Annotated in this window: 26 protein-coding genes; 1 reads left to right on the top strand and 25 read right to left on the bottom strand. The window is 32.4% G+C overall.

The window, feature by feature from the left end:
* From H9L18_RS06415 to H9L18_RS06315, 21 genes are all read right to left on the bottom strand, one after another.
* A complete protein-coding gene (locus H9L18_RS06415; RefSeq protein ID WP_126791726.1) occupies positions 1-360 on the bottom strand; it encodes an ornithine aminomutase subunit alpha in 360 nt (119 codons plus the stop codon).
* 12 nt (positions 361-372) lie between these two features.
* On the bottom strand, positions 373-1,779 hold the full coding sequence (ortB, locus tag H9L18_RS06410; RefSeq protein WP_126791728.1) for a 2-amino-4-oxopentanoate thiolase subunit OrtB: 1,407 nt from the start codon (positions 1,777-1,779) through the stop codon (positions 373-375).
* Positions 1,779-2,078 carry a 2-amino-4-oxopentanoate thiolase subunit OrtA gene (gene ortA / locus H9L18_RS06405; RefSeq protein ID WP_126791730.1) on the bottom strand — a complete coding sequence of 100 codons (300 nt, stop codon included), beginning with the start codon at positions 2,076-2,078 and terminating at the stop codon, positions 1,779-1,781. Before ortA ends, ortB begins: the two co-directional genes overlap by 1 nt.
* Positions 2,079-2,107: 29 nt before the next feature.
* Entirely contained in the window at positions 2,108-3,166 is a 1,059-nt protein-coding gene (ord, locus tag H9L18_RS06400; RefSeq protein WP_126791732.1) for a 2,4-diaminopentanoate dehydrogenase, read from the bottom strand.
* A 30-nt stretch (positions 3,167-3,196) separates the two neighbouring features.
* Positions 3,197-4,279: an ornithine racemase Orr gene (orr, locus tag H9L18_RS06395; RefSeq protein WP_126791735.1), complete on the bottom strand. Its 1,083-nt coding sequence runs from the start codon at positions 4,277-4,279 to the stop codon at positions 3,197-3,199.
* 137 nt (positions 4,280-4,416) lie between these two features.
* A complete protein-coding gene (locus H9L18_RS06390; RefSeq protein WP_126791737.1) occupies positions 4,417-6,099 on the bottom strand; it encodes a M20/M25/M40 family metallo-hydrolase in 1,683 nt (560 codons plus the stop codon).
* A gap of 26 nt (positions 6,100-6,125) precedes the next feature.
* Positions 6,126-7,526, bottom strand: a complete 1,401-nt coding sequence (locus H9L18_RS06385; RefSeq protein WP_126791739.1) for an amino acid permease — start codon at positions 7,524-7,526, stop codon at positions 6,126-6,128.
* 205 nt (positions 7,527-7,731) lie between these two features.
* Entirely contained in the window at positions 7,732-8,844 is a 1,113-nt protein-coding gene (gene alr, locus H9L18_RS06380) for an alanine racemase (RefSeq protein WP_126791741.1), read from the bottom strand.
* An 86-nt stretch (positions 8,845-8,930) separates the two neighbouring features.
* Positions 8,931-10,280 carry an APC family permease gene (locus H9L18_RS06375; protein ID WP_126791743.1) on the bottom strand — a complete coding sequence of 450 codons (1,350 nt, stop codon included), beginning with the start codon at positions 10,278-10,280 and terminating at the stop codon, positions 8,931-8,933.
* A gap of 654 nt (positions 10,281-10,934) precedes the next feature.
* On the bottom strand, positions 10,935-11,708 hold the full coding sequence (gene folP / locus H9L18_RS06370) for a dihydropteroate synthase (protein WP_246433321.1): 774 nt from the start codon (positions 11,706-11,708) through the stop codon (positions 10,935-10,937).
* Entirely contained in the window at positions 11,701-12,303 is a 603-nt protein-coding gene (locus H9L18_RS06365; RefSeq protein ID WP_126791745.1) for a non-canonical purine NTP pyrophosphatase, read from the bottom strand. The genes folP and H9L18_RS06365 overlap by 8 nt, the downstream gene beginning before the upstream one ends.
* An 11-nt stretch (positions 12,304-12,314) precedes the next feature.
* Complete coding sequence (folE, locus tag H9L18_RS06360) at positions 12,315-12,878, bottom strand: GTP cyclohydrolase I FolE (RefSeq protein WP_187559363.1); 564 nt, start codon at positions 12,876-12,878, stop codon at positions 12,315-12,317.
* Positions 12,879-12,881: 3 nt separating this feature from the next.
* Complete coding sequence (gene folK / locus H9L18_RS06355; protein ID WP_187559362.1) at positions 12,882-13,370, bottom strand: 2-amino-4-hydroxy-6-hydroxymethyldihydropteridine diphosphokinase; 489 nt, start codon at positions 13,368-13,370, stop codon at positions 12,882-12,884.
* Entirely contained in the window at positions 13,370-13,738 is a 369-nt protein-coding gene (gene folB, locus H9L18_RS06350; protein ID WP_126791747.1) for a dihydroneopterin aldolase, read from the bottom strand. The genes folK and folB overlap by 1 nt, the downstream gene beginning before the upstream one ends.
* Positions 13,739-13,957: 219 nt before the next feature.
* Complete coding sequence (locus H9L18_RS06345) at positions 13,958-14,365, bottom strand: DUF697 domain-containing protein (protein ID WP_126791749.1); 408 nt, start codon at positions 14,363-14,365, stop codon at positions 13,958-13,960.
* A gap of 91 nt (positions 14,366-14,456) precedes the next feature.
* The gene (locus H9L18_RS06340; RefSeq protein WP_246433320.1) at positions 14,457-15,245 is read right to left on the bottom strand and encodes an ABC transporter ATP-binding protein; all 789 of its coding nucleotides are present in this window, start codon (positions 15,243-15,245) and stop codon (positions 14,457-14,459) included.
* Positions 15,242-15,973, bottom strand: a complete 732-nt coding sequence (locus tag H9L18_RS06335; protein WP_126791751.1) for an alpha/beta hydrolase — start codon at positions 15,971-15,973, stop codon at positions 15,242-15,244. The genes H9L18_RS06340 and H9L18_RS06335 overlap by 4 nt, the downstream gene beginning before the upstream one ends.
* Positions 15,970-16,992 (bottom strand): FecCD family ABC transporter permease, encoded by a 1,023-nt coding sequence (locus H9L18_RS06330; protein ID WP_246433319.1) that lies wholly within the window; start codon positions 16,990-16,992, stop codon positions 15,970-15,972. The genes H9L18_RS06335 and H9L18_RS06330 overlap by 4 nt, the downstream gene beginning before the upstream one ends.
* Positions 16,985-17,983: a FecCD family ABC transporter permease gene (locus tag H9L18_RS06325; protein WP_246433318.1), complete on the bottom strand. Its 999-nt coding sequence runs from the start codon at positions 17,981-17,983 to the stop codon at positions 16,985-16,987. The genes H9L18_RS06330 and H9L18_RS06325 overlap by 8 nt, the downstream gene beginning before the upstream one ends.
* Before the next feature lie 16 nt (positions 17,984-17,999).
* Positions 18,000-18,971 (bottom strand): iron-siderophore ABC transporter substrate-binding protein, encoded by a 972-nt coding sequence (locus tag H9L18_RS06320; RefSeq protein ID WP_126791753.1) that lies wholly within the window; start codon positions 18,969-18,971, stop codon positions 18,000-18,002.
* A 113-nt stretch (positions 18,972-19,084) separates the two neighbouring features.
* Complete coding sequence (locus tag H9L18_RS06315; RefSeq protein WP_185847402.1) at positions 19,085-19,762, bottom strand: AAA family ATPase; 678 nt, start codon at positions 19,760-19,762, stop codon at positions 19,085-19,087.
* 45 nt (positions 19,763-19,807) lie between these two features.
* On the opposite strand from H9L18_RS06315, the gene H9L18_RS06310 reads away from it, so the two are divergent.
* Positions 19,808-20,698 carry a LysR family transcriptional regulator gene (locus H9L18_RS06310; protein WP_126791756.1) on the top strand — a complete coding sequence of 297 codons (891 nt, stop codon included), beginning with the start codon at positions 19,808-19,810 and terminating at the stop codon, positions 20,696-20,698.
* 60 nt (positions 20,699-20,758) lie between these two features.
* Here H9L18_RS06310 and H9L18_RS06305 read toward each other — a convergent pair whose 3' ends face one another.
* The 4 genes from H9L18_RS06305 to H9L18_RS06290 all read right to left on the bottom strand — a co-directional run bounded on the left by H9L18_RS06305 (position 20,759) and on the right by H9L18_RS06290 (position 25,084).
* Complete coding sequence (locus H9L18_RS06305) at positions 20,759-22,315, bottom strand: acyl CoA:acetate/3-ketoacid CoA transferase (protein ID WP_126791759.1); 1,557 nt, start codon at positions 22,313-22,315, stop codon at positions 20,759-20,761.
* A gap of 11 nt (positions 22,316-22,326) precedes the next feature.
* On the bottom strand, positions 22,327-23,520 hold the full coding sequence (gene fabV / locus H9L18_RS06300) for an enoyl-ACP reductase FabV (protein ID WP_126791761.1): 1,194 nt from the start codon (positions 23,518-23,520) through the stop codon (positions 22,327-22,329).
* A gap of 8 nt (positions 23,521-23,528) precedes the next feature.
* Entirely contained in the window at positions 23,529-23,969 is a 441-nt protein-coding gene (locus H9L18_RS06295; RefSeq protein WP_246433317.1) for a MaoC family dehydratase, read from the bottom strand.
* Positions 23,970-24,178: 209 nt separating this feature from the next.
* On the bottom strand, positions 24,179-25,084 hold the full coding sequence (locus H9L18_RS06290) for a LysR family transcriptional regulator (RefSeq protein ID WP_126791763.1): 906 nt from the start codon (positions 25,082-25,084) through the stop codon (positions 24,179-24,181).
* Between the last annotated feature and the right edge of the window lie 175 nt (positions 25,085-25,259).

Genomic DNA, 25,259 nt, shown 5'->3' with positions numbered 1-25,259 from the left:
TTAGTTACCTCCCTTGAAAATATTAAGAACATCGTCCCAATATTCGCCTTCGCTTAATTTTACTCCGGCTTCTCTTACTTCAATATTTTTTTCTTTAGCGATGCGGTAAACAATATGTCCAGCACCTTTACCCATTAATTCATGAGCTAATACACGGTTTACGATTTCTGTTGCTTCAGTTGAAGAAAATCCCATTCTTAGTAAAATAGAACGTTCGATAGATGGAGAAGTATACTCTCTACCCATTTCTAACATAGGTTCCATAATTTCTTCTGATAAAGCCCAGAAACGCTCTTTTAATTCATCGTCTGATAAGCCAGCAAGATGTTTTCTTGCTTCTTCAAATGTTACTTCTTTCATCCTAGTCACCTCTTAATTTTTTAGTTCTTCTAAAAGACTTTTCACTTTTTCAACACTGTCGTTGATTTCTTCTGCTAAGTAATCAAACTCTTCTGCTGTTAATTCTCTTTCAATACCTTTTGTCGCATTTTTAACTGCTGAGCGTTTTAATCTATTTAAATCAACATCTTTAATTTCAATTGCTTTTGGTGACTCTGGTAAAATAATATTAACACCTGGTTTTTCTTCTCTTGGGTTACCAAATTTAATATCAACACCATTTTCTCTTGCAAATGATAATTGTGGTTGAACTGTTTTTCCAGCTCCAGTATATTCAGTTTCTTGAACTAAGATGATTTGATCTTCATCCATCTCTTGAGCAATAGCGAATGCTGCTGCTAAAGAAGTATTACCTGCTGGCCCTTTTTCAAGACCTTCTAAGTTAGCTAACATTTCTGTAATGTAGAAAACTTCACCTTGGCTCATTGTTACATAGCGGTCCATGTAACGTAATGGACGAGCTGCTGAACGAGGTACATCTGATCTGTCAGGTCCTGTTGTAAATGGAACACCAAATCCAGTATGTCCTGTTGTGAATGATTTTCTGTTGAAATCTCCATCAGAAGCCATATGTAATCCAGTTAAATCAACACTTGCTGCAACAACTTTAGTCGTTGTGTTTCCAGCTTTACGCAAGCCTCTTGCAGTACCAGTTAAGTTACCTCCACCTGCGTTTGTTGCTACAACCACGTCTGGTTGTTTGCCGACTTCTTTGTCGAATTGTTTAACAATTTCATAACCTAACGTTTCTACTCCGGCAATCCCGAATGGTGTATATAATGAAGCATTGAAGTATCCTGTATCTTCAACGATTTGTAAGAATTGGTAGAATAATTCTGGTCCAACTGTTAATTGAACAACTTCAGCACCTAAAGCTTCACATTTACGAGCTTTTTCAACGATTTCTGGTTGTCCAACACCTTTAGAGTCAAAACATTCTTGAACAACGATACATTTTAAGCCTAATTTAGCTGCATGAGAAGCAACTGCTGCACCGTAGTTACCACTTGTTGCTGTTACAACACCTGTGTAACCAAGTTTTTTAGCATGGTAACAAGAAACTGCTGCACGACGGTCTTTGAAGCTTCCTGAAGCATTTGCTGCTTCATCTTTAACAAAGATACGAGCGCCTTTTCCTTTAGGAGCATATTTACGAGAAAGAGCACTAATATTTTTAAGTTCTACGATTGGTGTATTACCAACACCTAATTTAGATTGAATTTCAATCATTTCGTCGATTGAATAACCAGTTTCTTCCATCATTCTTTCGTAGTCAAATGCTACATCAGAAATTTTGAAATCATCATAGTTTACTTTCAATGAGTCTTGAACGATTTGATTCTTACGATCCATGACTGCTTTATAACTGTTATTAGACATTAATAATCACCTCCAAAAAGTTCTTGTCGCACAGTACGGTCAATTTCTAAAATTTCTGGTACAAATTCACCAAAACTATGTCTAAATGTTGGATTCACTTGAACAAGTTTCCCTTCAACTAGGCGACCTGTCACTGTTTTCACAGTGACAACGTCTCCCATTTCAGCATCTTCAGTTAAGTAACCTTTAACCCACATTTCTAGTGGAACATTTTTTGTATCTTCAGGGACTTGTGGCGCTCTTTCTTCTTTTGTAAGAACGATTGAGTGTACTTGTACCCATTCATTTTTCTTAATCATTTATAAAGCCTCCATTACTTAGTGTTATATTATTTTACGATCTTAGCTTCTGGGTGAACTTGATCTCTGAAATCACCTAAGATAGCATGTGGGATTGGTAAATCAATCATAGTCACTAATCCTGGACGTGCGTTAATTGTTTGTGGAATCATGTTTACACACATAGCAATTGTTCCTACTCCACCTTCAACTTCTGGAGAGTTAACAACGTTGATTGCTGGATTTCCATCGATGATTACATAATCTCCAGTGTTAACACCAACTTGTTCTGGTTCAATTTGTTGTGGGTGATCCATTTCGATAACAGTTTCGCCGTCTTTTTTACCCCAAGCTTTCATTGCAACACCAGCAATTGAGCCAGCTTTTGCTTCGCCATGAGGAGCAACACGATCAACGTCAGTTACGATTGGTTCCATATCTTGAACGATTTCGTCTAAATCTAATCCTAAAGCTGTTGACATTAATGAAATTGATTCTGGGAATCCAACGTGTCCAGCTAAAGTACCTTCTTTTTTACCTTTTTCGAATTCTTCAACAGAAATTCCGATTCCTTGTTCTTCCATAACTGCTGCTCCAAATGGAGATAAAGAGTTTACACGGCGAGAAGTAATTTTCTTAATGTCTGTGCAAGCTCCAGTCATTACTAATACTAATACGTCCATGATTAATCCTGGGTTGATACCAGTTCCTAAAACAGAAACGCCATTTTCTTTAGCTAATGCGTCAATTTTATCTGCTAATTCAGGACTTTGCGCACGAGGGAAAGCCATTTCTTCAGCACTTGTTACAACGTTCATTTTGTTTTCAACGATTAATTTAATTTTATCGAAAGCTTTTGCTGTAAATGAGTCTGTACATAATAAAACAACGTCAGCTCTTTTTTCTGTGATATATTCTTCAACAGTACCGATCTTGATGTTTTCTTTTCCTTCAAACGTTTCACCTAGGTGGTCAAAAATTGGTTTGCCGATTTTGTCGCCAATATCAATTGCTCCAACAATATCAACACCCTTTTTAGTCATTAACATACGTGCCATTCCAGAGCCCATAGCTCCCATTCCCCAGATAATTACTTTTACGTTTTGCATATGTATTTCCTCCTAATAATAATTTATATTTTATTTAATAAAATCTTTTTTAACATATTCACTTGTGAAGCAACTTAGTAATGAACCATAATCAATATGGAATGAAACTTCATCGCCCACTTTGTAATCGTCACTAGCTTTTGTAAAATCAATAATTAAATGATCTGAACTTGAACCAATGATTTCAAGACGTGAATCAACTGGAACAATTGCTGTATCATCTACATCTTGTTTTCCAATTCCTACAATCCCACGTTTCATTAATCCTTTATCAACAAAAGTTGGCTTGTTACCAAAAGCATCTACCCCAACTTCTCCAATTGGATAAGAAGGTTTTGTTTTATACTCAACAATCTCTGTTGTTAATGTAAAGACATCTTGATGCATTTCTTTATAATCTTTACCGTAAGCGGTTTCTCTTCCAAGTACAAAAGCTTCTCCGATTCTTAGGTTAGTAACACCCTTTGGTAGATTTTCTTTTGTATCTTGTCCTAACATATAAATTGAACTTGAGTTACCTCCTGAAATCATTGATAAAGTAACATCAAAGCGTTCTTCAATTTGATTCTTGTAATCTACTAATGTTTGCAAGATATTCTCTGTAGGAATAACGGCACCATAACAAGTTAAGTTAACACCTAATCCCACCAGTTCGATATTATCTAGCTCGCAGATTTGACCGACTACTGTGTACACATCTTCTTCTTCAAAGATACCTTCACGTAAGTCACCAAGATCGACCATTAAAAGAATTTTATGCGTTTTACCTTGTTTTTTCGCTTCTTCATTTAATTTCTTGATTACTTCGATTTCAGAGTTAAAGCTGATATCTACATATTTCACAACTTCTTCAACTTCTGTCATCATCGGTATTCTCACCAGAACTTTTTCCTTTGAAGCGGATTCATTTTTAATAAAGTTTTCAATTCGTGAATCCCCAAGGTAATCGATGCCCTCACAATTGTCGTAAAGCTCGATAATCTCTGGGTGAGCAGAAAAAGATTTAGTGATTGCTGTTACTGAAATATCTTGATGATCTTTTATGTGAGAGGTTAAAAAATCAATATTTTCTTTCAGCTTGTTCAAATCAACAACAATTCTCGGATTTTTCATCTACAACTCTCCTTCTTCTATAATAGCGCTTTATATTTAATATTATAAAGCAATAAACCGGAATAAAATTGCCAAACAGGAATAGTTACTATCATGAAATAAAAGAAAAACGCTTTTTATTACTTTTTTTCACTAATTTAGTTGCCAGAAAGTAAATTAACCATTGTGCGGTAAACTAATTCTGGTGTGATATTGAATGAATAATTTGTTTCTAAACGTTCTGTGTATTTGTGAGCATCTTTACCAAATGGTCCAATGTCTAATACAGGTAAGTTCAACTCAGCCATATCATCTAAAGGCATAATGTATTTTGTTCCAAATCCAGGCATATTATGTTTCAATGCATTAATTGTATCTTCTCCTTGAGGTGCTGCTGCAAAACTAATATCTGCAATATATGGGAAGAAGTTTTTGTAAACTAAATTGTAATCACTTTCTGTTTCACTTACTGCATCTTTAACTGCTTTAAGAACTTTTTGTTCTTTTTCAGTTTTTCCATCTACAAAGATGTGTGGGTAGTAAGGTGGTGTGAAGTAAACAACGATTACAGGATCACGATCAGACCATAGACTATGTACTTTTTCAACTAAAGCTAATGAATAATCTCTTTCATCCATTTTTTCATCTTTTAATTTCTCTTCTTCAAATTCACTAATGATAACGTCTAATTTAATACCCATTTCTTCTTTAACTTTTGCATATAATTCATCATAAGTAATAACATGTTCTTTCCATGGTAAAACTTTGTGCTCAATTTTAGACATTTCACAGAAGTTTTTATATTGTTTGTTTAAATCATCAATTGTTGTTTGCATACATTCTTTCGCTACAGCAACCATTTTTTCTAAGACTTCATCTGGTGTACTCTTATGAGTTGCGTAGTTGAAGAATAATGTTGATGTTTTAGCACTTTGTACAGAATATTCAGGTTTTAAATCACGTTGTTTTAATGTTAATGGTGGTAACGTTACTTGACCTTCTGCAATATCACAGTATTCTGTATTCATATTGATTTTCTTAGTTAATTCAGCAACCATTTGGTTTGGATCAAATCCGTTGAAAGATTCACCAACGTGTGTTTCTTGTCCAACAACAAAGAATGAAGGCATTAATTTACCAACCGCTCCAACGTAAACATATTTGTCTTCGTCTCCGTGGTATTCATTTGTCATATAGTCAGTATCGATCATGCCTAAAATATCCCAGTCATTATCATTACGAATACGATTTAATTCTGGAACAGCTGCAAACATACCTGCTGAGTTTGATTCTTCATCACAAACTGCTGTGTAGATAATATTACCTTCAAAGTTTTCTAAATCTTTAGAGATAGCTTCCATTAAAGCGATAATGATGGCATCTCCACTCTTCATGTCAAAGATTCCACGACCAAATAAGAAATCTTCTTTTTCTGACTTCATATCTTCTTGAACATGAGTTGGTAATGTATGAATGATTTCTGACATTTTTTCTGTCAATTCGTAAGGCTTGTTACAAAAATCAACCAATGTACCGTAATCAGAAATTCCTACAGTATCAGTGTGTCCCAATAATGAAATAGCTTTTTTGCTATTATTCTTTTTACCGCGAAGAATAGCAATCACATTTTTTCTACCTAAACGATCTGTTGGAATATCTTGAATGTAAACATCTTCTGGATGTTCTTTGTAATAATCCATTTCCATAAAGATATCAAAAACTTCTTGACTAACATCAATTTCTCCTGCTGTTTCAGTCACACTAATTACATTTGTTAACCTAATAGTTAACTCTTCAATTCTTTTTGCTAAATCATTTTGTTCTGCTAATGTTTTGTACATTTTTACAAGCTCCTTTATCTAATTATTTATTTATTTTCTTTTTTGCCCTTATTTTTGTAATAAATATGAGCGCCTAAGAAGATTAATGAGTAAGTTGGGATACCAGCGATAAGAGCTGATTTTTGTGTTGGATCAAAGAACATTCCTACAAAAACAACTGCTGATAAGATGATTAGTAAAATAGGAATTAATGGGTAAAGAGGTGTTTTATATTTTAAAGTGTCTACAGAAATATTATCTTTACTCATTTGCTTTCTAAATTTCATGACACAAACACCGTATAGTACATAGATAAACATGTTACTGATTCCGATTAGTGACGTTAAGAATAAATACACTAAATCGGGAGAAAGAATACTTGAAACTACAGCACCTAATGCGAATAACATTGTAATAATTAAAGCATTCATCGGAATATCATTTTTGTTAACTTTTGTTACAAAGCCAGGAGCTTGTTTGTATTGCCCCATTGACCATAATGATCTTGTACTTGAGTAGATAAACGCATTACAAGAAGATAAAGCTGAAGTTAAAACAACAATATTAACAACTAGCTCTGCTGATTTGAAACCTGCTTTTTGGAAAACGTAAGCAAATGGGCTTCCTGCTAAATCAGCTTGGTTCCAAGGTAAAATTGCAAGTAAAACGATGAAACTCACAAAATAAGAAATAACTAAACCTAAAATAACTGAGTTAATCGCAACAGGCATATCTTTTTCTGGGTTTTCGCTTTCACTTGCAGTAGCAGCAAAAAGGTCAGCCCCACCATAAGCAAATGCTGAAATCATCATTGTCATTACAACTGCTTTAAGACCATTCGGGAAAAGACCACCGTGACTTGTAAAGTTTGAGAAACCAATCGGTTCAGGTTGTCCAATTCCTAAAATCATTCCTAAACCAACGATTACAAAGACAATTATTAAAATGAACTTGATACTACTAAACCAAAAATTGATATTTCCGTATTTTTCAGCTGGACGAGCATTCATGAAGAAAAGTAATACCATGAATAGAATAATCCAGACTAATTCTGGAACACTTGGAAAAATATTTTTCATAATAATACCAGAAGCAACTAACTGTGTTGGTATGGTGATTGCGTATGATAACCATTTCACCCAACCAACTGTAAATCCCATGCTATCTCCAATAAATTCAGTCGCGTAGGCTTGAACACCACCTGCAATTGGCTTAGCTACTAATAACTCTCCTAAACACATCATCATTAAATACATGATTAAGGCACCAAAACCGTAAGCAAGTAGTGTGCCTCCTGGTCCTGCTTTAGAAATTGTGTAACCTGACCCAACAAAAAGACCTGTCCCAATCGTTCCACCCACACCAAGCATAACAACTTGATGGACTTTCATCGATCGCTTTAGATTGTTTGACGATTCATCAACCGTCTTCGAATTTTTATCCGTCATCTTTTTATCCCATTCTCCTTCCATCTTTAAAAGCGCTTTCTTAACCGGTGATTAAAGTATATCACCATCCTCTAATCTATTTATTCACAATATAGAATAATCACTATTCTATATTTAAGAATAAAAAAATCCCTATAAACATAGGGATTTAGGTCTAATAAACTATTATTTATGAAAAATAACAAATCTGTATATACCTAATTTGTTAAAAATTATTCAAATAAACTCTCGGTAAACGGTCCGTTAAATCACAAGTCACTTCATAATTAATCGTTTCCACATATTCCGCTCCTGATTGAACAGAGTTAAATAACTCGCCATTTTTACCAAATATTGTTACTTTAGTTCCCACAGGCATTTTTTCAGTCAGACGAATCATACATTGATCCATACAAATACGACCAACAATTGGAACTTTCTTACCGTCAACCAATACTTCATAACCCTGATACTTTCTAATCAAGCCATCTGCATAACCAATTGGTAAAGTCGCTATCCATTCCTTTTCCGTTGTTTCATAAGTAGCACCATAACCAACTTTTTCACCTTTTTCTAGTTCCTTGATATGAGTGATTTCTGTTTCTAATGTCAGAGCTTGTTTTAGTTCAAATGGCTCATCAACTTCTGTTCCTGAAGGATTCATACCATACATTGCTACACCAAATCTAACTAAGTTACTACACCAAGCATCATGCCAAAGAGCTAACGCTGAGTTTGAAGCGTGAATATACTTAATATCTGGCCCAAATATAGCAATGGCTTCTTCAAATCTTTCTTTTTGAAGGCTCACATAAGTAGTATCTAATGAATCAGCTTTGGCAAAATGAGTGAACAATCCTTCAAAATCAATTAACTCATTACGTTTTAAAATCTCATTAGCAAGTTTCATCTCATCTAAATTATTTAAACCTACTCGCCCCATACCACTATCAATCTTCAAATGAACTTTTAAAGGACGTGTCAGTTGATCATCTAGTCCTTTAATCCAGTCTAAATTAGTTGCTGTTAATGTAATATCATTAGCAATCGCTAATTCAACGTAATCTAGTGAGACATAACTTAAGACAATGATTGGAACAACAATGTTAGCTCTTCTTAATTCTAATGCTTCATCTAAGTTGGAAACACATAATCCTTTTGCTCCTGCTTTTATAGCTGTTTTTCCAACTTCAACTGCTCCATGCCCGTATCCATTAGCTTTAACAACTGCAAATAAATCTTTTGAATCATCTATTCTTTTTATTTCTTCTTTTACATTATGTTCAACAGCCGCTAAATCTACTACTACACGACTTGGTCTTGTATGACTTGGAATCATCTTTTTTCCTTCTTCCTATTGTTGATAATTAAAAACTGTGACAAAAATTTTTATATTTTTGTCACAGTTTGATTATTTAAGACTAATTATTTATTTAATTCTGCCTTTTTTTCTTTTTTCTCATAATAAGCATAAACTGGTAAACCTAATAACATAATACCAATACCTGCCATTGCATAAGTAAACTGAGTAATAATTGTACTAATAACAACTGCCGCTCCACCTAAAATAGCAATAAGTGGGATGATAGGGTATAAAGGCACTTTGTAAGGACGTTCAGCATCTGGATGAGATTTTCTTAACTTAATAACTCCGTAGAATGTTAAAATATAGAAATTCCAAACCATGAATGTTGACAAGTCAGTTAGTAAGTCATATTTACCTGTTAAACAATATAATGATGACACAATGAATACAAACCAAGTAGCATTTGATGGAACACCATTTTTGTTAACTTTTTGTAATGTTTTACTAAATGGAATACGGTTTGTTTGAGCAAGAGTAAATGTTGATCTAGCTGCCGTAAAGACGTATCCATTTAGTCCCCCGAACACTGAAATTAAAATACCAATAGAAACAAACTGACCACCTCGAGGTCCAAATAAAACTTTAGAAACATCAGCTGCTGGTGTTTCTGTTAACATCAATTGATCTGCTGGAATTACCCAAAGATAAGCAACGTTCATTACAATATAGATAAGAGATACGGCTGTAATCCCTAAAATAAGCGCTTTTGGTAAGTCTTTTCCTGGATTTTTCATTTCTCCAGCAATCATACCAACACCCATCCAACCATCAAAAGCAAATAATGCTGCTAATAATGCTAGAGAGAAAGCTTTACCTGGATTCAAATCTGGTCCAAGTAACGGAGTTAAAACATCATTACCTGTTCCTTTAAAGAAACTCACTGCAATAATGGTAATTAATGGGATTAGCTTACCAACTGTTGCAATATTTTGAATGATACCACTTGTTCTAGCACCAAAGTTATTCATTACTGCTAAGAAACCTGTTGTTCCAATAGCTAGTAAAACTTTTGGCCAGTAGTTATCTGCTGGAAAACCTAATAAACTTGCACCTTGAATTCCAAATACAACCGCAATTGCTGCTGTTGATCCAGTTTGATACAATGCTGAATCCACCCAACCAGTCATGAAGCCTAGTTTTGGTCCATAAATGTCGTGGATGTAAGTTACCATCCCACCTGTTTTAGGAATCATACCTGCAATTTCTGCCGCTGTTAAAGCACCTGCCATAGATAACAGACCTGCAATAACCCACGCTAACATTCCTAGACCAGGTGCACCACCTGTTGCATTAAATATTGCATACGGTTTAAAAAAGATCCCAGACCCAACAACCATCCCAATGATTGTTGTTAAAGCTACTGTAAAACCTAACGTTTTCTTTAACTGATGAGTTCCACTATCAGACATATTTATACCTCCAATTATTCTTTGTCAAAGTTTAAATTATTAATAATATGTAAATAATTACTGTGGGACTTTTAAAGCTTATTAACCAGTAAAACTATTTTTAATAAGCATGTTTAATAGACTAAATGTATATCAGTACCTATTTTTTGTTAGGTTGAAATGGCCGTTCTCTTACTTAAATTTTTTGGAGATAACAAAAGTAAGTAACAATTAATTATTAGTTTCACAATTTCAAACCTAAAGAATTATTTAAAAACTTCAACGCTCCTTTCTTTGTGCAATTCACCAAGTAATGCTAAAAGAATTGATGAGCATGACTTGTGATGAGCGCTTTCAAATTTACTTTCTGTCTGACTCCTTTCAATTTTTAAAGCGCTTACTATCTGTGAACAAAGTATAGCATTATATTTTTCTAAAGCGGTTCACTAATTAGAATAATCACTATTCCTTATTTGACTTGTCAAAAAAAAGCTGTTATATCAACATTTAAGAGATATTTTGTGAAATTCTCATTTCACAAACAAGCTGTTTTTTTCTTCATTTATAGTATTTCTAACTTTTATTAATACTCCTTTTTATGAAAAATAAGCAACAAAAAAAAGAAACAATCTGAACTTAACTTCAAATCATTTCTTTTTCTGATTTCTCTCTTTTTTAATTTAATTGATTCCAAACTTTTAAAGAATCTTTCATTCCTTTAACTTGATGCACTCTTACTATTTCTACTCCTTTAGTAGCAGAAAATAGACTAGCTGCAACAGAGGCGTAATCTCTTTCTAAAGGACGTTTTTCTTCAATAAGATGAGCAATGGTTCTTTTTCTTGAAACACCATACAACAATGGGTATTCTTTAAATCTAAATAATTCTGGTTGTTGTAATATCTTAATATTTTCTTCTAGAGTTTTGCCAAAACCAATACCTGGATCAAATATAATTCGATTATCTGCAATTCCTACTTTTTGACATTCCTCATATTTTTCTTTAAAAAATTGATGTAAATCTTCTTCAACCGTTAGTTCCTTTCTTCTTGGTCTAGAGTGCATGATAACTAATTCACTATTTGAATATCTAAGAGCAACATCTAACATTCCTTTGATATCAAAACCTCTAACATCATTGATCATATTAGCACCTAAAGAAAGAGCACATTCTGCTACCTCCGGAAAATAAGTATCAATGGATATCGGGATATTCGTTTTTTGACGTAATCCTTCTATAACAGGCTTAATTCTTTTCACTTCTTCTTCTGCAGAAACCTCTATATATCCAGGTCTTGTTGACTGTCCACCAATATCAAGAATATCTGCCCCATCTTCAACTAATGACAGGCCATGCTCAATTGCTTTTTTAGCATCAAAAAACTGACCTCCATCAGAAAATGAATCCGGTGTAACATTAACAATTCCCATTATTTTTACTTTAGTCATTATTTTTAGTTACCTCCTCTTTTATCAATTGAGTTATTTTATTTAGGGCTCTGACTCTCGGACTGTACTCATTTCTCTTTTCAAGAGGCAGTTCTCCCAGCGTTTTTCCAATTTCTGGTAAAAAAATAATGGAGTCAAAACCATATCCTTTATTCCCTTTTTCCTCTTTATTCAGCATTGCATCCAATTTTTCTTCGACTATTATTGTTTTACCATTAGGATATTGATAACAAAGAGCTGCATGAAGAGACAATTTTCTATTGGTTTCATTAGTCATTAAAGACAGTAATTTTTCATTTTTTTCTGAGTCTGTTAATCCTTTTTCAAAAAATCGAGCAGTCTTAACGCCTAACATATCAGGAAAAGCATCCAGTATTAATCCTCCATCATCTGCTAAAACTGGTAAATTTAAACTAGATGAAAAAGATTCTGCTTTTTCTTTGGCATTTTCTTTAAATGTTAATTTTGTTTCTTCAACGTCTATATATTTTCCATAGCGATTGGTATATGAAATTAAAATAAAAGACTTATTTGAAAGACTATCTTGCATCTCTTTTAATTTACCTATATTGTTAGTCCCTACAATTATTTCCATCAGTAATCACCTTAATTAATCGCTTTTAAAAAATCATTTTTCCACTCTCTATCTTCTTTAAAAATACCTGTATAGTGGAATGTCTTAGTTGAGCTATGTGGTGTTTTCACACCACGCATCGTCATACACATATGTTCAGCTTCAATTGAAACAGCAACACCTTTAACGGGAACATGTTTAATCAATTGTTCAGCAATCATGATCGTTAAATCTTCTTGAACACTTGGACGTTTAGCACAGTATTCCACTAATCGTGGTAACTTACTTAGACCTAAGACTTTATTACCATCAGGAATATAAGCAACATGTGCTTTACCAAAAAATGGCAATAGATGATGTTCACACATTGAATAAAACTGGATATCTTTAACTAATACCATATCTTCATCATTACGACTATCAAATAAGGCATAATCATCGAACTCTGGCCCTTCTAAAGAACTAAAAATCTCTGCATACATTTTGGCCACTCGTTTTGGTGTGTTTTTTAGCCCTTCTCTATTTGGATTCTCTCCAATTGCTTCTAATATTTGGGTTACTGCATTTTCAATAATTTCTTTTTTTTCTAATTCCATGATTTACCAACTTTCTTTACTTTTCCATACATCCATTTTGTTTCCTGTTTTTTCAATCAACTCATCTAATGTCTCATTAAATAAAGTCTCCTCTTCATAAACATCTTTTAAAGGTATTAAGACAAAAGATCGTTTTTTTAATTCAATGTGTGGAATTGTTAGTTTTTCAGAAGCTATTTCTTCAGTACCAAGTAAAAGTAGATCAATATCAATTGTTCTAGGTCCCCAACGAACAAGTCGCTTTCTTCCTAAAGAGTTTTCAATTCCTTGTGTTAATTCTAATAATTCTAAAGGAGAAAGGTTCGTCTCTATTTTTAAAACTGCATTTAAGAAGTTGTCTTGAGCAACCCCTCCATACGGTTCTGTTTCATAGATAAGAGATTTTTTTAAGACAGTTACTTTTTCTGACTTTGACAATAAATACACAGCTTCTTTCAAAGTAGCAAGCCTATCCCCCATGTTACTTCCAAGAGCAAGATAACCAACTGTCATTACTTAGTCATCTCTCTTTCCATCTCAATCTCAATATTGTCAAAAATACCTGGCATCGGTACACTATATTTTCTTATCCTAATTAAAGCTTTATCTAGTTTTTCTCCATGATCATTTTCAATATCATCTAAAATAGCTGAAGCTACTGCTTCCATTAAATCGAACGAACTATTTTCTAAACGTTCATGTATTCTATCATTTACTTCTGCATAACTCACTGTATCTTGAACGTTATCAGTCTTACCCGCTTTATTAATATCCATGGTTAATTCAACATCTATTTCTAATTGTTGACCCAAAACACGCTCTTCTTTTAAAACACCATTTTTTGTATAAAACTTAAGGTTATTAATACGAATTTTTCCCATGTTGGCACCTCGACTATTTTTATTTTTTAAACAAACCATTAATTTATTTATGTGTTATAAATTACGGTTGATAACGTTATCCTACCATATAAAACAAGGAACCACTATACGTTTTTAAAGAAAAAGCGGATAAAAAAAGTGGAACAATAAAAGTAAGTTTTCCGAAATAAAAAAATAAAAAAGAACAAAAATTATATACCTAATTTTTGTTCTTTTATCTTATTTTGCAATTAATTTTGTTGCTCTTCCTAAAACATTTATTAAATCATTTGTATTGTCTATTTCATTTTTTTCTAATGCTTCTGCAACAGACAAACCAATCATTTCAGTTAAAGCCACAGCAACGATAACATTGATAAAAATTCCTAAGGATGTTCCAATTCCTGGGAACAACTTTATTATATTTCCGGCTAAAGACTTGCCTACAACAGAAACTGTCATAGAAGTCATTATACCTTTCATTAAACCTTTAGTCAGTTTTTTATCATGTAAACGATATAATTTCGTAATCATTAGACTTTGTATTGGAAGTAACATAATGGAGTCTGAAAACGGAATTGGGCTTAAACAAACAATTGCTCCAAAAAAAGCCGCTAAATGGATTATTTTTTTGTTTGAACGAGTCATCAATTAAGTCCGCCCCTTTTTAAGTAATTTGGAAAATTTTAGCATTAATTAACTATTTTTTCAACTATATCACTTAGTTAAGGAACATATCTTAATCAAAACGTAAACAAATCGGCTTTTTATCAACTGGATCCTCACCGATATAGGCTTCAATCCCAAATAAATCTTTTAAAATAGTTGGCGTCATCATTTCAGTTGGTACACCTTCATAGACCACTCTTCCATCTTTCATACCAATCATATAATCTGAAAAACGTGAAGCTAAATTTAAATCATGAAGGACCATAATAATCGTTTGGCCTGTCGTTTCATTTAATTCTTTTAACAAATTCAACACTTCGATTTGATGTCCCAAATCAAGATAAGTCGTTGGCTCATCTAGTAAAATAATTTCAGTTTTTTGAGCTAAGGCCATTGCAATCCATACTCTTTGCTTTTGACCACCAGATAAGTTATTGATATTTTCATCCCGCAAATGAAAAAGGCCCGTCTGCTGAAGCACTTCATCTACAATAATTTTTTCTTCTTGGCTTACTTTCTGCAGAACTTTTCGGTATGGATATCGTCCTAATTCGACCACATCTCTAACGGTTACATCTTCTGGCGCGGTAGCACTTTGTGGTAAAAAAGCTAACTGTTTAGCAATTTCTTTATTGGATAACTCATCCATATTTGTATCATTGAGAATAATCGAGCCTGTTTCTTTTTTCAGTAAACGACTAATTCCTTTTAGTAAAGTTGATTTACCACAACCATTTGGACCAATAATAACAGAGATTTTCCCCTTCATAAAACTGACATCTAATTCTTTAACAATCGGGTCTTTTTGATAGGATAAACTAATATTTTTAACTTCCAGAATATTTTTTTCTATCATCATTTACAAAACCACCTTAAATTTCGACTAATTGTTTGGAAAACAACTGACATATGATTTTCTTCGGATGCTTCATAATATGAGATATCAGAAACTAACTGTCTTTCTTTTAGAGCTATAAAAGCTTTGTAAGCAAACTCAACCATATCACCTTCATCTTCTCCAACTGCAATTGCTACTCTTTTTTTGTCAGTTATATTAGTTCTTACTAATCTCTCAAAGAACGTTCCTTGGTCCCACCATAATGATGGACTTACAGCAAGATAGTCTGTTACAAAAGGAAGTTGTTGACTTAAATATCCTTCTAATACGCATAAACCACCTAATGAATGACCAAAAAAACCAATTTTACTTTCTCGAACTGAATAATTTCTTGAGATATATTCATGGACCCTATTTAATTGAGATAAAAAGACCTCTATTTGACCACCCTCTGGAAAATCTTTCCTTTTATCATTCTCCAAAGATGGTTTCTCCTTTTTAGGTGTAAAATCTAAGAAACGACGATCTCTTGAGAAGCTATCTTGACTATGATAAGAAATACCTACTATTAATGTTGGTTCTACACCTGTTTTTGGAGAATTTCTCATTTGAAGTTTCACAGCTTCAGCAATCATCGTTGAAAAAGCATCTCCATCTAAAACATAAAGTAAGTTAATTTTTTCATTCTCAGAAATACCCGATGGTTGGTGAATATCTAAAAAGATATTTTCAAATGGTACAGATTTCACGACTTAAGCACACCTTTCCTTGATTGATAAACGAGATAAATTAAATACGGTACACCAATAATACCTAACATGGCATTTAATGGTAACTCATTTGGAATGAACAATGTTCTAGCTAGTAAGTCACAGATAAGTAATAAACTCATTCCATTTAAACAAACACCTAATAGATAACCTTTACCCTCACTTTTAAAAAATATTTTAGTTAAAGCCGGAACAATTAAACCAACAAAACCAATCGTCCCTGCATTTAAAACACTCACACAGATTAATATAGCGGCAAAAAGAATAAAAATTAATCGCCACCATGTGGTTTGAAATCCAATTGATTCAAGGTGAGTATCTGAAAATTTTAATAAACTAAGTTTTGGAGAAAGAATAAAGAGCAATAATAAAATTGGTAGTATCCAATAACTCATTTTTTGAACACTTGACCAGTTGGATTGACTAATCGAACCTTGTAACCAGCTATTAACTTGTGAGAAATTATCTGCATTAATCTTTAACGAAAAGAAAGTAACTAGAGCAGAAAATCCGGAACTAATACCAATGCCATTTAAAATAAAACGGGACATATTCAGTTTTCCATGAGATACAGATAAAATTAAGTTTAAACTAAGAGCAAAGATGGCGCCTAACAGTCCAAAAAACATCAAACTCATCTCACCAATAACTGTTAAGTTTTCAACATAGTTCCCTAACAGAAAGAAATAGAACACACCACCAAAAGCAACACCAGAGCTGACACCTAGAATACCTGCATCAGCAATTTTATTTCTTGTGATTTTTTGAAGTATTTCCCCACTCATGGACAAACTAATTCCTACTAAGCAAGCAGTTAGTACTCGTGGAATTCTAAAGGTGTGAAAAATCAACTGATTTTCTTTTGTCCCTTGATTCCAAAAAAGAAGTTGTAAGGTTTCTGTTACGCTTAATTTAACAGTTCCCATCTTCAAACCTAGTAAAAAAGTTATTAGAAAAAGAATAATGCATACAAACAGTCCACGATATTTTTTAATCATATCTCATATTCGTCCCCTTTCTAACTAAATATAAAAAGATAGGAACACCTAAGAAGGCAATAACAACACTTATAGGTGTTTCAAAAGGATAGTTTAGAATACGAGATAAATAATCACTAACTAAAACCAGAAAACCTCCTAAAATAGGAGTGATAAGAAGCGTATCACCATAGCGTTTACCTACTAGTAGTTTAGACATGTGTGGAACAACTAATCCAATAAATGCCATTCTCCCTACAATAGCCACACTAATTCCTGTTAGTAAAACGACTACTAATGATAGGAGAGTATTTAACAACTTACGATTCATCCCTATCACAGTTGTCATTTCTGGACCAAAAGAAAAGACATTCATTTCTTTTCTAAGAATTAATAATAAAATAATTCCTATTATTAAAACTGGTAAAAAATAAATGACATCTGATAAAGAAACACGATATAACCGGCTAGCATACCAAGCAGTAACAGATTGAGCAATATCAAAATAAGTTACAATAAATGTTGTTACACTACTAATTAATAAACTTAGAATAATTCCTAACAACGGCAAACTTAGTTTATCTCTTTGACTAATCATTTTTTGATTAATGATAAATAACAAAAGATAAATAACCAAAGAACCTACTAATGAAATAATAATCCTCTCAAGCATTTTAGCTTCTGGATTAAAGATCATCAAAATCGAAATAGCTAAAGCAGAACCATCAGAAATTCCCATTAATGATGGATCTGCTAAATCGTTTTGATATTGAAGTTGCATCACTTGTCCACTTAAACTTAAACTAGCTCCAACGAGTAAAGCCACAATCACTCTTGATACTCTAGAAATAATTAAAACATGTTCAGTAGAGTCTGGATTAAAATGAGTTAATGCTTGCCAGATATCTGAATAATTAATAGATAAATCAAAGGTTAGTGAAAGCAAAATAACTGCAACTGTACAAATCATTAAAAGGTTAATAAGGATGAATTTTTTACTAATTCGTTTCACCTTCACTCCACCTTTTTTAGTTTAAAATTTGACCCGATAATTTTTCTAACATGATTTTTTTACTTAAATAAGTACCGCCTTGATAACCACCGTCGACAATATCAAAGTAAACTTTATCATTTTTAACAGCTTTCATGCTTTTAAAAACAGGATTACTTTTTAGTTCGTCTACAAAGTTTTCATGCCCTTTGTTTTCTCCAGCTGCAAATTGTACTAACAAAATATCTGGATTAATTTTTGAAAATTGTTCAACCGAAATTGTTTCTTGACCTTTTACTTTATCAATTTCTGCAGGTTTTTTAAATCCTACTTCATCGTAAAACATTGGGTTGTAGTAAACTTGATTACCATACATGCATAATTCTCCATCACGAACACGTAAAATGACAATAGATTGGTCACTGATTTCTTTATGATTTTCTTTTAACTTTTCAAGATCTTTCTCATATTCTTTAATCAATTCATCGGCCTTTTCCTTTTTACCTGAAAGTTCTCCAAGTAACACTAAGTTGTCTTTCCAACTTCCAGATAAGTGAGATACATTGATAGTTGGCGCAATTTTTTCTAAGTTAGCTGTTACACTATCATCAAACTTACTTGAACCTAAGATAACATCTGGTTTAAGACCTGTTAATAGCTCAACGTTTGGACTAAACTTATCTCCGACATTAACAACATCTTTACCTAAATCACTTGCCACGTACTCTGGAATATCATTTCCAACACTAACTGCTCCTGATGGTTTAACCCCTAATGCAACTGCATCTTCCATTGGTTCTAAACTAGCTGCTACAATATTTTTTGTTGGAAATTTCACTTGATACTCTTTATCTAAATAAGAAATTGTTTGTTCTTTCTTTTCTTGTTTTTCTTCTTTAACTGAACTTGTTGCAGTCTCTTTTGTTTCTTCTTTAGCTACTTGAGAAGTACAACCTGTCAGCGTTAAACCAAATAATAATAAACTAGATATTAATACCTTCTTTTTCATTATAATTCCCCCTTTGATGTTCGATAATGAAACTGATAATCATTATCACTTGGTTGAGTGTATCAAATAGTGAAATTGTTTTCAAGAGGTATTTTAATAATCACATTTTTATTTTAAATAACGTAATTAATTTGATGATTGGAATCTAAATTTACACAAAGATTGGCACACGACTTATGAGGAAGAATGTAGGTTTCGAAAGTTTTTAAATTTGTTATCTCCCAAATAGTTTTAATTAGTGGCTTTGCCCTGTTTTTTGTTAAGTGAGTATATTCTTTTTTTGTCTTTAAATTCTCTAGTGAGCGTTTCTCAAACCATCTATAATTAGTTGTTAAATCTACTTCTAAATAGATAGAATAGTCAATATACGAAGAGAATAGTTCTGTTAATGTCATCGTTCCCTCAATAATCAAAATTGTTGGAAAATCAATAAAATAGCATTCATCTTCTATGTCACCAGTTACTTGAGAATAACATCCCTTAATGCTTGCTTGATGGCTAATTTCTAAATCATTAAAAAATGTTATAATTTTTTCTTGATCATAACTAGATAGCCATCCTTTCTCATTAAATAGTTTCTTTTTTATTAAATATTGATTATTGAATAAAAAATCATCTGTTGAAATCACTTCAATTTTTTCATCTGGGAAAATTAATTTTAATTCATTTTTTAGTCGTTGAGCAAATGTTGATTTTCCCGAAGCTATATTTCCTGTAATTCCTATAGTAAAAAAATTGTTTTTTACCTTTATGTTTGGTGAGTATTTCGCTACAATGTCTTTAAGATACATTTTTATTTCTTTCCTTATCATTATATTTTTGGAGGCTTGTCTCATATGGATATTAAACATTTAGAGTATTTTACAACAATTGTTGAAAATAATTTTAATCTTTCTCAGTCAGCCAAGATTTTACTTATCTCTCAACCTGGACTAACTAAATTTATTAAAGAATTCGAGGACAAAGAAGATGTTGAACTTTTTGTCCGATCTAAAGGTCGATTGGTTGATTTAACACCTATTGGAAAAGAATTTTATCAAAATGCTCTACTTGTTTTAGAACAATATGATAAATTAATGCAAGATTTAAGAATCAATAAAGAAACTATTAAGGGAACTATTAAAGTCGGCATTCCTCCAGTTATACTGACAGTTTTATTTAAAAAAGCTATTCCGCAATTTATTCTAGAAAATCCTAATATTCAATTAGAAATAGTTGAAGCCGGAGCTTATGAATTACAAAAAATGTTATTACTTCAAGAGATTGATATTGCTTTTTTAATCGATCCAATTACAACTAACAATATACAAAGTAAAACAGTTGTTGAAGATCAAGCTGTAGTTGTTTTTAATACACAACACCCTTTTGCTGAAAGTAAAGAGCCTCTCACTTATAATGATTTAGCTAATGAAAGAATCATTCTACTAAACAGCACATTTATGATTCATCATCAAATAAAGAAAAATTTTCAAGTTGCTAGTATTACACCTCATATTTTTTTTGAGTCTGGTGCTTGGGATTTATTAGCAAGTATGTGTGAATCGCTTGATTTAGTGACAATCTTACCGGCTCCAATCGTGCCACACTACTCTGAAAATACTTTACTCTCTCGCCCAATCACCCCTCATTTTAGTTGGACTGTTAAAATTTGTCGGTTAGAAAATGTATACCATAATCATTTAGTTGAATTTGTTGAAGACTTTTTCATTCATTTTTTTAATAGTTAGTACATAAAAAGGTTGAAGCAAAACTGTTTTTTAGTTTTGTTTCAACCTTTACTTTTTAGTTTAATAAGCTAAATTCATTTTATTTTCAGAAAAAATACATTGATCCATCAATTTTAGTTCTTTTGAGATGATAGGTTTAAAAGACATATTTGCTAAAATATCTTCTTCTAAATCAATTCCTGGAGCAATCTCAATCAATTCTACACCTTCTGGTACCAATTTAAAGACTGCCCTTTCTGTCACATAAAAAACATTCTGCTTATTACTTATAGCAGTTTTTCCACTAAAAGTTATCTGCTCAACATTTTCAACGAATTTAGATTTTTTCCCTTCATTTTTAATGATGACTTCACCATTAACTACCTCCGTTTTTAGTCCTCCAGCAGTAAAGGTTCCACAAAAAATAACATTTTTAGTATTTTGAGTGATATTAATAAAACCACCAGCCCCAGCAATTTTAGGGCCAAATTTTGACACATTTATATTTCCATATTTATCACATTCAGCAAGGCCTAAAAAAGCAATATCAATTCCTCCACCATCATAAAAATCAAACATATATGATTGGTCAATAATTGATTCAGGTGATATTGCTGCACCAAAATCTAAGCCACCAACTGGTATTCCACCAAAACTACCTGGCTCAATAGTTGTCGTGAACTTCCCATTAGCCCCTTCTTCTTTTAAGACTGAAGAGATAACTTCTGGCATTCCAATACCATAGTTAACAATTTTCGCATCTGCTGGAATCAATTGAGCAGAGCGTCTTGCGATTACTTTTCTTTCATTTAGAGGTACATCGATAGCCCCTTCAGACTTAACGACATCAGACTTAATAAAATCTGAATTAAACTGAGTACCGAAAGTTTGCATATGCTTACTCTCATCTTCCACTTCAACTACATAATCAACTAATAGCCCTGGTATTTTAACTAATTTAGGATCTAAAGAACCTGAAAGAACACGTCGTTTTACTTGAACAATGACAATTCCCCCTGCATTCTTAACAGCCATTGCAAGCGAGGTTGCCTCTAACGTTAACGGTTCATCATCAAAAGCAATGTTTCCTTGATTATCTGCATAAGTTCCTTTCATAATAGCTACATTAGGTTGAAGGAGAGAATAAGCTAAATAATCTTCACCATTAAATGTCATTTTAGTTACCAAATCTTCTTTTGTTACTTCATTTAGTTTTCCTCCAGAAATATCTGGATCAACAAAAGTACCTAAACCAACTTTAGTTATTAAAAATGGCTTTTTGGCTGCTATGTCCCTAAACATTTGAGAAATTACACCTTGAGGAAAATTATATGCTTCTATTTTATTTTCTGAAACAAGAGGTTGTAATTTAGGTGCTAATCCCCAATGCCCCCCGATAACTCTTTTAACTAAACCTTCTTTTGCATAATGATTAAGTCCTCTATTTCCCCCGTCACCAATACCTGCTGCGTACATTAATGTGATATTTTTAGGGTGTTGATTTTTATCATAGTAATTTTCTACTGCTTCATGAATTTCTTCAGCCACTCCTGTTCCAATGAAACCTTCAACAGCTAGTGTGTCTCCATCCTTAATTAAAGATGGCACTTCACTTGATTTGATAAACTTAACAGTCATTTTTTCTCCTCCTATGGTTTCATTGCTTTTAATGTTTCAAAGTCAACTTCATTAATAGTATTTCCCTCGACTTCAAAGCCGTTTAAATTAAAGAATTCTTTTTTAAACAATTGATATTCTGTTAAATCAGATTTAAAATTCTGTGGAGTCAATTGTGCCATTAAATCATTTACTTTTCTTTGAACATCATCAGATAATTCCCAACTATCTGGACGTAGTCTACCTTTTTCATCATAATTAGCTTCATTTCCATAAAGCATTGTTCTAAAGATGCGATCTTTATGCATAATTGGTGTTTCATGAATTCCTTGTTCCTTCATAACCTTGTAAAGACAAATTAAATATTTAGGTAAAATAGGAATTACAACACTTGCTTTTGTTGTAACTGCTTTTGAAACACAAATTAAACTTTGTCCATTTAATTCTCTAATATTCTCGTTAATACGTTTAGAGGATTCTTCAGCTTGTTCTTTTGCAACACCTAATGAACCATCATGATAAAACGCATGAGTCACTTTAGGCCCAATATAAGAATAAAGAACGGTTTTAAATCCCTCTGCTAAACAATCTGCTTCTTTTAGCAATTCTATCCACCATTCCCAATCTTCACCGCCCATAACTTTTACAGTACCTTCAATTTCTTCCTCTGTAGCCGGTTCGACAACTTGAGTAAATAATTCTTCTTTTTCTAAATTAATATTTTCTCCTGAAACTTCTTGACCAATCGGTTTTAGAGCTGATGAATATGTGATACCTGTTTTATAATCTGTTCTTTTAGGTGCGGCTAAACTATAAACCAGCATATCAACCTTTCCACCAAAAGATTCTTTAATGTACTTAATAACTTCTTCTTTCATTTCTAAACTAAAGGCATCTCCGATGAAGTTTTTAGCAATTAAGCCCTCTTGTTCTGCAAATTCTCTAAAGAAAATATTATTATACCAACCTGCTGTTCCTAACATCGATTCATCTTTAGGTCCTCTTTCAAATGACACACCAATTGTATCCGCGTGACTACCAAATGCTGCTGTAATTCGACTTGCTAAGCCATAACTAGAAGAAGCACCTAATACAAGAACTTTTTTCGGACCTTCGTAGTCCCCTTCTGCTTTGACATAATTAATTTGATTTAATACTTCTTGTTTACAACCATATGGATTTACTGATCTTGCCATATTACCTTTTAATTTCATTTCTACTTTCATCTTACTTATTACTCTCCTTTTGGTGGGATAACAGTTGCTGTCCCGTCTATTATTAAATCACCGTCTTGATTTACAACAGTTGTTCTTAACTCCGCCATGATAAATTTCTTTTTATCAATCAAATTTACAACTTCTACTTTTGCTACAATCACATCATCAAAATAAATAGGATGAAGAAATTTTAAATCTTGTCCTAAATAAATAGTACCAGGTCCCGGTAAATCCATTCCTAAAGTGGCAGATATTAGCCCAGCTCCTAACATTCCATGAGCAATTTTAGTCTTAAATATACTTGTTTTAGCATATTCTTCATCCGTATGAGCTGGATTCATATCACCTGTTGTTTGAGCAAATAAATCCACATCTGATTCAGTAATACGCTTTGATTTTTCAGCTATTTGACCTAATTGAATATTGTCTTGAGTAACACTTTCATACATTTTTTGCATTGAAATCTCTCCTATTCTTATTTTGTTAACAATTGAGCAATATAGATTAAAAAAGCAATTAATATAACAAAAAAATATTATATTCGGATTGCTTGTTTCAACAACACGAATATAATACCTTTTTAAAATAATATCTAATACTGTTTAATCATATGAGATATAACTAAAAATTATAGGGTTAAAAATTTTGATTTTAAAATACTTCAAAATCATTGTTTGTTTTCAATAAACGATTGTATTAGCGAGTCTAGAATATACGACTCAATTCTTGAATAGTTTTCTTTTCTGAGCCTCGTTAAAACAACTCGCCATGAAACAGGTTGTGACATTGGAATACATGCAACATCAGTTACTTGGTATAAATCGTTAGTTGGTTTAGGTAAAATTGTAACTATATCGTGATTAATTTTAGTTGAATTCAACATAAAATCCCATGAACCAGATGTTAGTATCACATTCGGATGTACTTTATGCCTCTCAAACGCTTCAGTTAGTAAATGATTAATCATAAATGTATTATCAAATATAGCCAATTTTTCATTATCTAAATCTTCCCATTTGATTTCTTTCTTTTTAGCCAATTTATGTTTTGGAGAAACAAATACAGCTAGTTCCGAACGTTGAATTTCTACTGTCTCAATCAAATTATCCGCTAATCCTGTGGGAGACAGTAAAACAGCAATATCTACATTACCTAACAATAAATCATTTTTTAATTCATAGGCTCCTATTTCTTTAATATTAAATTTAATATCAGGATTTTCTAAAATCAATTTAGGCATTACTGTCGAAAAAACTACTGATAAAACTAAAGGAGGTATGCCAATATTTATAGTTCCTTTCACGCCCTTTGACTGATCATGTAAATTTTTTAACATTTCATTATAATCTTCTAAAACGATGCAAGCATCTTTGTAGTAATTCTCTCCTACATAAGTTAAGCCTGTCATGCGGCCTTTTTCTTTTTTAAAAAGTTTTATTCCTTCTTTTTTTTCAAAATCATTGATCATCATACTCAAGGTTGGTTGAGAAACGTAAAGTAATTCAGCTGCTCTACTCAAATTAAAATCATTTTCTACAATTGTCATAAAATATCTTAACTGTTTAATATCCAAAATAAGCACCTCGCTATATTTTTTAGTAATGGTCTCCATAACTATTATGTATACTTATACTTTTTTATATTCATAGTATCTCATAACCCTTATATCAATAGCAATTACGCATATAGTATAAATTAAATTTATACTATTCTAAAATTTATGTATTTTCAAAACAATAAGCAACTTG

The sequence above is a fragment of the Vagococcus carniphilus genome (genome assembly GCF_014397115.1).
Taxonomy (GTDB): domain Bacteria; phylum Bacillota; class Bacilli; order Lactobacillales; family Vagococcaceae; genus Vagococcus; species Vagococcus carniphilus.
This window is presented reverse-complemented; position numbering and strand designations above follow the sequence as displayed.